At 41.3% G+C, this 12,345-nt stretch carries 11 protein-coding genes; 8 read left to right on the top strand and 3 right to left on the bottom strand.

Going from position 1 to position 12,345, the window contains the following annotated elements; translation table 11 throughout:
- Nucleotides 1-15 precede the first annotated feature (15 nt).
- From FTU01_RS10445 to mnmG, 3 genes are all read right to left on the bottom strand, one after another.
- Nucleotides 16-342: a hypothetical protein gene (locus FTU01_RS10445; protein WP_180139037.1), complete on the bottom strand. Its 327-nt coding sequence runs from the start codon at nucleotides 340-342 to the stop codon at nucleotides 16-18.
- 113 nt (nucleotides 343-455) lie between these two features.
- Nucleotides 456-1,649: a 3-(3-hydroxy-phenyl)propionate transporter MhpT gene (gene mhpT, locus FTU01_RS10450; protein WP_180139039.1), complete on the bottom strand. Its 1,194-nt coding sequence runs from the start codon at nucleotides 1,647-1,649 to the stop codon at nucleotides 456-458.
- 309 nt (nucleotides 1,650-1,958) lie between these two features.
- Nucleotides 1,959-3,839, bottom strand: a complete 1,881-nt coding sequence (gene mnmG, locus FTU01_RS10455) for a tRNA uridine-5-carboxymethylaminomethyl(34) synthesis enzyme MnmG (RefSeq protein WP_159122801.1) — start codon at nucleotides 3,837-3,839, stop codon at nucleotides 1,959-1,961.
- Between the two features lie 249 nt (nucleotides 3,840-4,088).
- On the opposite strand from mnmG, the gene FTU01_RS10460 reads away from it, so the two are divergent.
- The 8 genes from FTU01_RS10460 (at nucleotide 4,089) to purD (ending at nucleotide 12,177) form a co-directional block, all read left to right on the top strand.
- Nucleotides 4,089-4,478, top strand: coding sequence for a hypothetical protein (locus tag FTU01_RS10460; protein ID WP_051065385.1), 390 nt, complete (start codon nucleotides 4,089-4,091; stop codon nucleotides 4,476-4,478).
- Nucleotides 4,479-4,624: 146 nt separating this feature from the next.
- Nucleotides 4,625-5,512: a bile acid:sodium symporter family protein gene (locus FTU01_RS10465; RefSeq protein ID WP_179992304.1), complete on the top strand. Its 888-nt coding sequence runs from the start codon at nucleotides 4,625-4,627 to the stop codon at nucleotides 5,510-5,512.
- 87 nt (nucleotides 5,513-5,599) lie between these two features.
- A complete protein-coding gene (locus FTU01_RS10470; protein WP_180139041.1) occupies nucleotides 5,600-6,499 on the top strand; it encodes a bile acid:sodium symporter family protein in 900 nt (299 codons plus the stop codon).
- 123 nt (nucleotides 6,500-6,622) lie between these two features.
- Nucleotides 6,623-7,528, top strand: coding sequence for a 50S ribosomal protein L11 methyltransferase (gene prmA / locus FTU01_RS10475; RefSeq protein WP_166136562.1), 906 nt, complete (start codon nucleotides 6,623-6,625; stop codon nucleotides 7,526-7,528).
- Between the two features lie 17 nt (nucleotides 7,529-7,545).
- The gene (locus tag FTU01_RS10480) at nucleotides 7,546-8,406 is read left to right on the top strand and encodes a DUF3426 domain-containing protein (protein ID WP_125278348.1); all 861 of its coding nucleotides are present in this window, start codon (nucleotides 7,546-7,548) and stop codon (nucleotides 8,404-8,406) included.
- 401 nt (nucleotides 8,407-8,807) lie between these two features.
- Nucleotides 8,808-9,077 carry a DNA-binding transcriptional regulator Fis gene (fis, locus tag FTU01_RS10485; RefSeq protein WP_001086304.1) on the top strand — a complete coding sequence of 90 codons (270 nt, stop codon included), beginning with the start codon at nucleotides 8,808-8,810 and terminating at the stop codon, nucleotides 9,075-9,077.
- Between the two features lie 94 nt (nucleotides 9,078-9,171).
- On the top strand, nucleotides 9,172-10,746 hold the full coding sequence (gene purH, locus FTU01_RS10490) for a bifunctional phosphoribosylaminoimidazolecarboxamide formyltransferase/IMP cyclohydrolase (RefSeq protein WP_180139043.1): 1,575 nt from the start codon (nucleotides 9,172-9,174) through the stop codon (nucleotides 10,744-10,746).
- A 147-nt stretch (nucleotides 10,747-10,893) separates the two neighbouring features.
- Nucleotides 10,894-12,177: a phosphoribosylamine--glycine ligase gene (gene purD, locus FTU01_RS10495; RefSeq protein WP_180139045.1), complete on the top strand. Its 1,284-nt coding sequence runs from the start codon at nucleotides 10,894-10,896 to the stop codon at nucleotides 12,175-12,177.
- Nucleotides 12,178-12,345: the final 168 nt, after the last annotated feature.

A 12,345-nucleotide genomic window follows, 5' to 3' on the forward strand; every position in this document is an offset into this window, starting at 1 on the left:
ATAGTAATGAGATTCTTACACTGTTAAACCGATATAACGCGAATAACCTGCCGCGCCTAGATCCGATTTTAAAATCAGATAATTCGGATAAGTACTTGTGGTGATTTCTTCGAACATATTGACGATGTCATCATTGGCATGCAGCTCATCAACCGTTTTTTGCATGGTTTGCTCAAATTCATCGGTGATGTATTCAAAACCGATATCCATGGCAATAAATAAGGTATGTTCACAGGGTTGAATATACTGTTCTTCTTGCCAGTTAATAATCTCTTGATGGCAATGAGGGCAGGCAATATTATCGGTGGCTTGGATGTCGAGTTCAATGAGTTGGTACGCCATAATCTTAATCAAATTTTATTTGGCGCAATTTTATCAAAAGCTATGCGAATCCATAAGTCACCGCTATAAAAAAGGCAGCCTCAAATAAGCTGCCTTTTTGTATTTTCTAAAATTTATTTAATTTTAGATTTGTATTTTGACAATGCAGTGACCGCCACAGCTGAAATCACCACTGCTGGCAAACTTGCCATCAATACACCTGCAGTCCCTAAACCGAGTGCCAAGATTTTTCCTGACAATAATGGCCCAGTCATTGCACCTAGGCGACCTAATGAAATTGCACTACCCACACCTGTTACTTTACCTGTGCCTGAGTAGAAAATTGGCGAAATGCCGTAAAGAATCGACTGACCACCTGTTGAGAAAATCCCACCCATCAAGCCAGCAAAAATAAGTAATGGAATGACTTTACTCGTAAACAACAGGATCAATGCAAGTGCTAAACCGACATAGATAATCGCTGCCATTTGCCAAAGTTTCAAACGATCCAGCATAAAGCCTAAACCAAGCGTACCTACCAATGCCCCCACCTGGAAGATCAGCATAATACTGAATGCTTGTGGTTTTGATAGACCTTGTTCCATCAATAAGTTCGGCAACCAACTGATCAGAATGTAGTTAATCATCAAGGTAAAGAAGAAACCTACCCACAGTGGAATGGTACGTTTATATTGTTCAGTTTTAAACAAAACCTCTACCATTGGTGGAACGATTTGTTTTTCAGTATGGGTTTGTACTTTTTCTTTTAAGATAAATGCCATAAATGGAAGTAATAACAACGGTGCTAAACCACCAATCAAGAACAAGGTATGCCAAGAAATATCTTTAAAGAAAATGGCTAAGCCAGCAACAAAAATAGCCCCTACAGGTAAACCGCAATACATCAAACTGTTTAATTTACCACGATTAGCTTCAGTCGCTTCATCACCTACAACTGAAATCATTGTTGGCATTGCAGCCCCCAAACCTAAACCCGTGAGAAAGCGTGCAATATAGAGTACCTCAATACTTGTTGCTACAGCAGTTAATGCCATGAATGCACCAAAGATTGAGATTGAAAGCATCAGTACTTTCTTTTGCCCCAAGTAATCTGCAATACGTCCTCCAAAGAACGCACCAAATAACATACCGAATACACCAAGGCTAAAAACATAACCCATTTCAACTTGACCAAGGCTAAATGTTTCAGCAATTCCTTTTGCAGCAATACCCGGTGCTTGCAAATCAAAGCCCTCGAAAAATGCCACCCAAAAACATAAAAATATGATTAAAAACTTTTGTAATTTATTTTGTTGTGTTGATGCCATGCTTCCTCTCCAGCAGTAAACAGCTTGCCTATTGTTTGACTGAGCTTGCAGAGGAATTGTCTGCCTGTAACCAGAAAAGATATACCACTACAATGGTCGGAATTGGGCTTGCAATAATTGCCTTAAAAGAAGGATTAAGACAAAAAAACAATATCTATATTTAATATTTCAATTTTTATTATTAAAATAAATTTAAAAATCAATAATTTATTTATTGATAAATAATTACTATCAAATCATTATCAAAAGTGATCATAATCTTTAAAAATAAAAAAGCCCGCATTACACGGGCTTCTTTAATTCAAAATCTTAAGCAGATTTTTTAGCTTGAGCATTCTTACGAATGGTGATCATCACCAATTGAACGGCTGCTGGTGTTACACCTGGAATACGGCTTGCCTGAGCAAGTGTTTCAGGACGAATATCTTTCAGCTTCAAGGTAATTTCGCGAGAAAGACCTGAAACAACATCATAGTCAAAATCAGCAGGAATCTTGGTTTCCTCTAAACGTTTCATTTGTGCAACGTCTTGATGCTGACGGTTGATATAACCTTCGTATTTCACCGCAATCTCAATTTGATCACCCACTTGTGGTGAAACTTCAGAACCTGTGAGCTCTGCAATTTGAGCAAAGGTGATGTTTGGACGTTTTAACAAATCAATTGCAGAACATTCTTTAGAAAGATCCGCACCCGTCATTTCTACGAATTTTTTACCCATTGGATTGTTTGGTGCAGCCCAAAGGTGTTGCAGACGACCTGTTTCTTTCTCTACAGCTTCCATTTTTTCACAGTAAGCTGCCCAACGTTCGTCATCTACCAGACCCATTTCACGACCGATTGGTGTTAAACGTTGATCCGCATTGTCTTCACGTAACATCAAACGGTATTCCGCACGTGAAGTAAACATACGGTACGGTTCTTTAGTACCTAGTGTGATCAAGTCATCCACAAGTACACCCATGTACGCTTCATCACGTTTCGGTGTCCATTGTTCCTGATCCCAAGCGCGACGTGCTGCGTTCAAGCCTGCAAGCAAGCCTTGAGCACCCGCTTCTTCATAACCGGTTGTACCGTTAATCTGACCAGCAAAGTACAGGTTATTGATCGCTTTGGTTTCCAAAGTGAACTTCAACGCTTGAGGGTTGAAATAATCGTATTCAATTGCATAACCCGGACGAAGAATGTGTGCATTCTCCATACCACGGATTGAACGCACCAATTCAAACTGAACATCAAATGGTAAAGAAGTTGAAATACCGTTTGGATAAAGCTCATGTGTATCCAGGCCTTCAGGCTCAAGGAATACTTGGTGTGAATCTTTATCAGCAAATTTATGAATCTTATCTTCAATCGATGGGCAATAGCGTGGACCTACACCTTCAATCACACCAGTGTACATCGGTGAACGGTCTAAACCGCCACGAATGATCTCATGAGTACGTTCATTGGTATGAGTGATGTAGCAATTCACCTGTTCAGGGTGCATAGACACATCACCCATAAATGACATGGTTGGAGACGGGAAATCACCCGGCTGCGGTGTCATGACAGAGAAGTCGACTGAACGTGCATCAATACGTGGCGGTGTACCTGTTTTTAAACGACCTACAGGTAAGTTTAACTCACGTAAACGATGTGCCAATGAAATTGAAGGAGGATCGCCAGCACGACCGCCTGAAGCATTGTTTAAGCCAATGTGAATCACACCACCTAAGAATGTACCTGCAGTTAGCACCACAGTTTTCGCATCAAAGCGAATACCCATTTGGGTCACGACACCTTTAACAGTATCGCCTTCAACAATCAGGTCATCTGCTGCTTGCTGAAAGATATCCAGATTCGCTTGATTTTCTAAAGTCTCACGAATCGCTGCTTTATAACGAACACGGTCAGCCTGCGCACGAGTTGCACGTACTGCTGCACCTTTACGTGAATTCAGAATACGGAATTGAATACCGCCTTTATCGGCAGCCAGCGCCATCGCACCGCCCAAGGCATCAATTTCACGCACTAAATGTGATTTACCGATCCCGCCAATGGCCGGGTTACAGCTCATCTGCCCTAAAGTCTCAATGTTATGAGTTAAGAGTAATGTCTGTCGACCCATACGTGCTGCAGCCAGTGCTGCTTCCGTACCTGCGTGACCGCCACCGATAACAATGACATCGTATACTTTAGGATAGTGCATAGTGGTAAATAGAGAGATAGAAAAAGGATAGCTGAACATTATAGCAAACTTCCTTCCAAAGTTGACAAAATCACTTGAATTTATCCTTCGGAATTTACTCTGCCAGCCAATAAAGCAATGTAATTAAACTTTGCATACTTACTATATAAATTAAACATCTAAACTCAAAAAGTTACCCGACTCATATTGTTTAATATTGATTAGTTTTTAATCTATAAAGTGGTCACATTACAAACAAAGGTATACATGATGAATAAGAATATTTTCCTAGCAACAGCGCTCTGCGGTCTATGTTTCGCTCCATTTGCAGCCTCAGCAAATGATAAAGTCGAGAAGGTTTATAATGCCCAAAAATACCAGCAAGTTTGTAAAGGTAAATCAGAGGGCGCTCCTGTAAGTTTTGCTTACCGCGGCATTATCTGGAATGGTACCTGTCAGCAACAGTTCTTCCCTTCATCATCAACCAATATCAAAGGCGATGAACCTGAACTTTATACATCTTGTAGTTCAGGCGGCAAAACTTCAGCAACCATTAATGGCACTCAGGTCAATGGTAAATGTGCATTAGGCTTTACCCCTCCACGTCCACAGTCACAAATGCAAACTCAGCCTCAAACCCCATCTCAATCAGGGATGTAAATCACTATATAGCTGATTAAATATATTTTTAATCAGAAACTTAACGGGTAAAATGCATAAATTTTACCCGTTTTTATATTGCTTATTTATTCATCTACGCTAAACTCAAAACATACCTAAAAAATGAATAATAAAAAGGAAACTTCATGGATTCGGGGTTTTTTAGTTTGTTTTTGCCGATTACTTTGGCAATTACGATGATGGGGTTAGGACTACAGTTAACAGTCAAGGATTTTCTGCATGTTAGTCGTTATCCCAAGGTGATTTTTATTGTCTTATTCTCACAACTGGTCATTTTAACCGGTTTAACCTTTTTAATCTGTCTGGTACTGGATCTGCCACCATTGCTTGCTGTAGGCATGATGCTGCTAGCTGCCTCTCCAGGAGGTGCCACTGCCAATCTGCTGAGCTATCTTTATAAAGGTGATGTGGCGCTTAATATCACGTTAACCGCCATCAATACGATTATTTCTATTTTCACCTTACCTTTTATTATGAACCTGTCCCTGTACTATTTTATAGGACAGGATACCGGCATCGGCTTACCGCTTGAAAAAATGGCTCAGGTTTTTCTGATTACAATTATTCCGGTTGTGATCGGCATGCTGATTCGGGCAAAATTTCCAAAGCTTTCAGATATTGTACATATGCCAATGCGGTTTCTATCTATCGCTTTTTTAAGCATGCTCTTGATTTATGCCATTTTCCAAGAGCGCTTTAACATCATCGAATATTTTGCCAGTATCGGGATTGCTACTTCCATATTATGTTTTTCCAGCCTGTTTCTCGGTTATTGCCTGCCTTTATTAATGGATATCCCAGACAAGATGGCACGCGCCTGTACCTTTGAAGTCGGCATTCACAACACAACTGTATCAATGACGATTGCGATTTCTGTCCTCAATAATGTCACCATTGCCATCCCTGCGGGTATTTATTCAATTGTCATGTACGTTTTTGCCGGTATTTTTGGTTTTATGATTAGTCAGCAAAAGCTTAGCTATAGTGGCAAGAGTCGTTTATCAGATTTGTAACTTCCTAAGTCAAATGCCTGCTTAAGCTGTATGCTTTTTATAGAAAATTTAAAACTATTAAAATAAATTTCTATAAGGAGCATGCAGATGGACTCTGGCATCATAACAATATTCCTCCCCCTCGCACTCGCCATCATCATGGTGGGATTAGGACTCGAACTCACGCTCAAAGATTTTGCCCGGGTAAGCCAGCACCCTAAAGCAGTGCTGGTTGCCTTGTTTTGTCAATTAATTCTACTGGTAAGCATTGCTTTCATTCTATGTAAAGTTCTGACTTTACCACCTTTACTAGCTGTTGGTCTGATGTTGCTGGCCGCATCGCCAGGTGGCAGTACCGCAAATCTGTTCAGCTATCTGTTTAAAGGCGATCTAGCCCTCAATATTACCTTGACTGCGATCAATTCGGTGGTTGCTGCATTTACCTTGCCTTTAATCATGAATTTCTCGATCATGCATTTTATGCAGGACAGTCAGCAGATCAGCTTGCAGTTCGGAAAGATTCTGCAAGTGTTTGGTATCATTATTATACCAGTCGCGATTGGTATGTTGATTCGTCATTATGCCCCAGCACTCACTGTAAAGCTGAATAAGCCTCTTCGCATTTTTGCAGTCCTCTTTCTAGTACTGATTATCGCCGGAGCAATTTATAGTGAACGCGCTAATATTGCCGAATATCTGACTCAGGTGGGTTTAGCAACCGCCCTGTTCTGTCTCTTCAGCTTAATAATTGGCTATTTTGTTCCACGACTGATGAATATCAATTCCGCTCAGGCACGTGCCAGTGCCTTCGAGATCGGTATTCATAACAGTACGCTTGCCATGACTATTGCACTTACTGTCATGTCCAGTACTGCAGTTGCCATGCCTGCAGCGGTATATTCAATTTTTATGTATATTTTCGCGGCTATTTTTGGACTATTGCTGAATCGCTTTGCTCCAGTAGCTGCACACCCTACGATCTCTCCCACTCAGGAAAATGCGTTTTAACCGGTTTTCATAAAAAGGGTGCGAAAGCATCCTTTTTATTTGACTCCGTCTCAAGAAGATCACACCTTCAAGCCGAACTTCCGTTACAATAGCTTTTTGAAAAAATGTATAAAGGTTATTTCTGTGAAGTGGTTACAAATTCATATTACAGTTGATCAAGCTCAGGTAGATTTTACTGAAACATTACTTAGCTCACTGGGCGCCGTAAGTGTCACTCTGGATGATGCTGAAAACCAGGATTTACTGGAACCACTTCCAGGAGAAACACCGCTCTGGAATAAAGTGATCGTGACTGGCATCTATGCTCAGGAAGATGACGAAGAAGAAATCGATGTAGCTGCATTGGAAACCTTTATTCGCGCACAACTACCTGAAGCACCGATCCGCCATGAATTCCTGGAAGATCAAGCTTGGGAACGTACCTGGATGGATGCATATGAGCCAATCCAGATTTCTGAAAAATTCTGGATTGTTCCAGAGTGGATGGAAGCGCCTGAAGCAGATGCAGTGAATATCAAGCTTGATCCAGGTTTGGCTTTTGGTACAGGTAACCATGCATCTACTTTCCTTTGCCTGCAATGGCTAGGCAAAACCGATGTAAAAGACAAGATCGTGATCGATTATGGCTGTGGTTCAGGTATTCTGGCTGTCGCGGCCCTGTTACTCGGTGCCAAATATGCCTATGCAACTGATATTGACCCACAAGCTGTTTTAGCCACCAAACAGAATGCTGAACTGAATGGCGTATTGGATCGACTTTATGTTGGTTTACCGGAAGAGTTCAACACAGAGCTTGGCGAGCAGAAAGCAGATGTGTTTGTTGCCAATATTCTGGCTGGCCCACTCATGATGCTTGAGCCTGAGTTCGCAGAATTGGTCAAACCTGAGGCAGAGTTCGCACTCGCAGGTGTTATCGAAGAGCAAGTTGCTGATGTTACTAGCATTTACTCAAAACATTTTGATATATTAGAAGTAGAAAAACGCGATGAACACTGGTGCCGTATCTCGGGGAAACGCCATAAGAATTAAAGAGTCTATAAACATTTATGAGTGACAAGCGAACCCACTGCCCGACCTGCTCTACAACCTATAAAGTTACGGTTGCGCAATTAACCATTGCCCAAGGCATGGTTTGCTGCCCAAAATGTAGTACGACCTTTAATGCTTTATCGCATCTGGTGACCGAAGCACAGAATTCGGTCGCCCTTACCCATACGCCAAGTCATGTTTCTTATATTAATAGAAACCTCACCAAATCTACTTCTTCAGCTAATTCTTCAGATCAGCACTATTTACTGAACATTTTTGATGAAAAAGTTGAAAACTCAAATATTGATCTGAAGACCTATCTGAACAACCTGAATTATTTCAGTACTGAACCGATTGCAGTACTGCCTAGCATGAACTGGGATGATCAGGCTGATAAACAGCACAATAAAGGCCCGCTTTATTATTTAGGCTGGACCAGCCTAAACCTGTTCTTATTTGGCTTACTTTTATTTCAATTCTTCTGGTTCAATCCACACTATATTAAGAATAGTCATGTGATGAGTGTGGCTTTTAACAATATCTGTGAAGTGTTCAACTGTTCCAATCTGGAAGAACATTACAATCTGATCAATACCAATAAGGTCAAAGCCAAAGCGATTGCCACAGATAAAACCCAGTTTAGTGGTGAGCTAATCAATTTCCACAAGCGCAGTCTGGAAATGCCAAACTTAAGAGTTCACCTTAAAGATCAGGGTGTAGTCTTGGCGACTTATAATTTAAAACCTCAGGAATACCTGATCGAAAGCCTGGTTAAGATTCAACGTATTCCCCAAAACAGCCCATTTAAATTTGAATTTGTGCTTCCTGTCGACCGTAAAGACTTCGATAATTACAGTTTGGAAATAATTCGACCTTAATATTGATAAAAACTATTAAAAAACGAAAAAAAAGTTAAAAAAAATGCAGTTTTCTTGCTCACTTTTCCCGAGACAATGGTATTATACGCGCCACGAAAGCTATGTGCTGCAAACTCCTCGCTACTTTTTCACAACAAATACAGTCTTGCCTAATGCGCTATAAAACTTATTGCGTATCGAGCAGATTTTTTTGTTTTGATTTTGGTCAGTAACAAAACTTTAACTATTGTTACGCTTATTTTTCGACCAAATCGTCGAGATGTGGCAAGCTACAAGCTCAATGTAATGACCAAGTTTTAGAACTCCAGTTTTAGGATCTAAAATGGAGTTCATTTCAATTTCTAGACCACTTTTATATATCGCTTTACCCAAGTGATATTTGATTTTTCGGATTAATTCGCATGAATAGCAAATCTCCTATTTTTACTGCACAATCTGATGTCGCTCTTCGTATTCACGTAGATCGCGCAGTTCGCCACTACTTTGCACAACTGCAAGGCGAGCAACCTTCTCAGGTGTACGACATGGTGCTGGCAGAAATGGAGAAGCCTTTATTATCTGTCGTTCTAGAATATACGCGTGGTAATCAGACACGCGCTGCCGAGATTCTCGGACTAAACCGCGGTACTTTACGTAAAAAGTTAAAAGCTCACGGTTTAATGAGTGAATAAATGGTAAAATGCTTGCGGCTACCGCAGGCATTTTTTTTGACTGTTAATTAGCTATTTAGATTTAATCTGTTCCTTGGTAACTGTGACGAAGATCATGACTATTAAACGCGCTTTAATCTCTGTTTCCGATAAAACCGGTATTGTGGAATTTGCACAAGACCTTGCTGCTCTTGGGGTAGAAATTTTATCTACAGGTGGTACATACAAATTGTTGAAAGACAATAATGTCGCTGTAGTAGAAGTTTCGGAGCACACTGGTTTCCCAGAGATGATGGACGGCCGTGTAAAAACGCTACATCCGAAAATTCATGGTGGCATCCTGGCTCGTCGTGGTCTAGACGAAGCTGTGATGGCTGAACACAACATCGATGCGATCGATCTTGTCGTTGTTAACCTGTATCCATTTGCTGCAACTGTAGCGAAACCAAACTGTTCACTGGCTGATGCGATTGAAAACATCGACATCGGTGGTCCAACAATGGTTCGTGCTGCTGCAAAAAACCACGCATCTGTGGGTATCGTGGTAAACGCTGCTGACTATGCAACTGTAATTGCTGAGCTTAAAGCTGATGGTGCTTTATCTTATGCAACCCGTTTTGACCTTGCGGTTAAAGCATTCGAACATACTGCTCAATATGACGGTATGATCGCATCTTACTTAGGCGCTCGCGTAGGTAAAGAAGAAGGTCAGGCAGACAAATTTGCGCGTACTTTCAATACTCAATTAAACAAAGCTCAAGACTTACGTTACGGTGAAAACCCGCATCAGTCTGCTGCTTTCTATGTAGATCCTGCTGCGAAAGAAGCTTCTGTTGCGACTGCTAAGCAGCTACAAGGTAAAGAACTTTCTTATAACAACATCGCGGATACTGATGCTGCACTTGAATGTGTGAAATCATTTGCGAAACCTGCTTGTGTGATCGTAAAACATGCGAACCCATGTGGTGTTGCAGTTTCTCTAGATGGCATCAAAGCAGCTTATGATCTTGCTTATGCAACCGACCCTGAATCTGCATTCGGTGGCATCATTGCATTCAACCGTGAATTAGACGTTGCAACTGCGCAAGCAATTGTGGATCGTCAATTCGTTGAAGTGATCATTGCTCCTAGCATCGCTGAAGGCGTACTTAAAGTAACTGGCGCGAAGAAAAATGTACGCGTACTGGTATGTGGCGAACTTCCAGCGATTAACGAACGTGCTCCACAACTTGACTACAAACGTGTAAACGGTGGTTTACTGGTTCAAGATCAAGACTTGGGCATGATCACTAAAGATGACTTGAAAGTTGTGACTAAACGTGCTCCAACTGAACAAGAAATCGATGACATGATCTTCGCTTGGAAAGTTGCAAAATACGTGAAGTCTAACGCGATTGTTTATGCGAAAAACCGTCAAACTATCGGTGTGGGCGCTGGCCAAATGAGCCGTGTAAACTCTGCTCGTATTGCTGCAATCAAGGCTGAACATGCAGGACTCGTGGTTGAAGGTGCAGTTATGGCATCTGATGCATTCTTCCCATTCCGTGATGGTATCGATAATGCGGCTAAAGCTGGCATTAAATGCATTATCCAACCAGGTGGTTCAATGCGTGACGAAGAAACAATTGCTGCAGCTGACGAAGCTGGTATTGCAATGGTATTTACTGGCATGCGTCATTTCCGCCACTAATTTTTAAGTATTAAATTCCAAACCCTCCTTTTCGTAAGGAGGGTTTGTTACATCAGTAGATTATTTAATATCTTGCTATAAGATGTTAAAAGATTTTTAAACCTCATTGGGTTTGTGGAATTTCATTTTCGAGGGAATTTTCTAAAGATGAACATTTTAGTTTTAGGTAGTGGCGGCCGTGAACATGCACTTGCATGGAAAATCGCACAAGACGATCAAGTGGCAAAAGTATTTGTTGCACCGGGCAATGCAGGCACCGCAACTGAAAATAAATGTGAAAATGTCGCTTTGGACATTCTCGACAATCCTGCCATTATTGATTTTGCAAAAAATAATGCAGTTGAAATGATTATTGTCGGTCCTGAAGCACCGCTTGTGAATGGTGTGGTTGATGCTTGCCGCGAAGCAGGTGTGAAAGTTTGGGGTCCAACTCAATTTGCTGCACAGCTTGAAGGCTCTAAAGCGTTCGCTAAACATTTCTTAAAACGCCATAACATTCCAACAGCTTTCTACGATGTATTTACTGAAGTAGACGCAGCAAAAGCATTTGTTGAGAAAAATGGCGCACCAATCGTGATCAAGGCTGACGGTCTTGCTGCCGGTAAAGGCGTAATTGTTGCCATGACTAATCAGGAAGCATTTGATGCGATTGATGACATGCTGGCAGGCAACAAATTTGGTGATGCGGGTTCTCGTGTAGTGATTGAAGAATTCCTTGCTGGTGAAGAAGCTTCTTTCATTTGTATGATTGATGGCGACAACATCCTGCCAATGGCGACCTCACAAGACCATAAGCGTATTTTTGAAGGCGACCAAGGTCCGAACACTGGCGGTATGGGAGCATACTCTCCTGCTCCTGTTGTGACTGCTGACGTATTCGAAAAAGCCATGAATGAAGTGATGCGTCCGACTGTTGAAGGCATGAAAAAAGATGGTCACGTATACACAGGTTTCTTATACGCAGGCTTGATGATTGACGACAAAGGCCAACCAAAAGTGATTGAGTTCAACTGTCGTTTTGGCGATCCAGAAACTCAACCAATCATGATGCGTTTAAAATCATCTTTGGTTGATTTAGTCCAAGCAGGTCTTGAAGGTAATTTACCTGCAGAAGCTGAATGGGATGAGCGTAAAACTGTCGGGATCGTACTGGCATCTAAAGGCTATCCTGAAACTTCTAGTAATGGCGATGTGATTTCAGGTTTAGATACTGAAATGACTGATGCGAAAGTCTTCCATGCAGGTACAAAAGCCAATGAAAAAGGTGAAATTGTCACTGCGGGTGGTCGTGTTCTTTGTGTCACTGCACTGGGTAATACCATTGGTGAAGCGCAAGCCAAAGCTTTAGAACTTTGCCAAAAAGTAACGTTTGATGGTGTTCAATACCGTAAAGATATTGGTTACCGTGCAATTGCTCGTGAAAATGCTTAATTCTTTCTCGTAAAAAATTAAGTAAAAACCCCGATATGTTCGTAATGCCAGTCAGTTAAGAGATTGACTGGCTTTTTCTTGGGTATTTTTGAGGTTTTCCTTTTACAACCCTTGGATAACTCCTCACTCTTCTCTCAGGTATAACATACCGATTAGATTTCTCCATTA

Source organism: Acinetobacter sp. YH12043, from assembly GCF_013419915.1.
Classification (GTDB): domain Bacteria; phylum Pseudomonadota; class Gammaproteobacteria; order Pseudomonadales; family Moraxellaceae; genus Acinetobacter.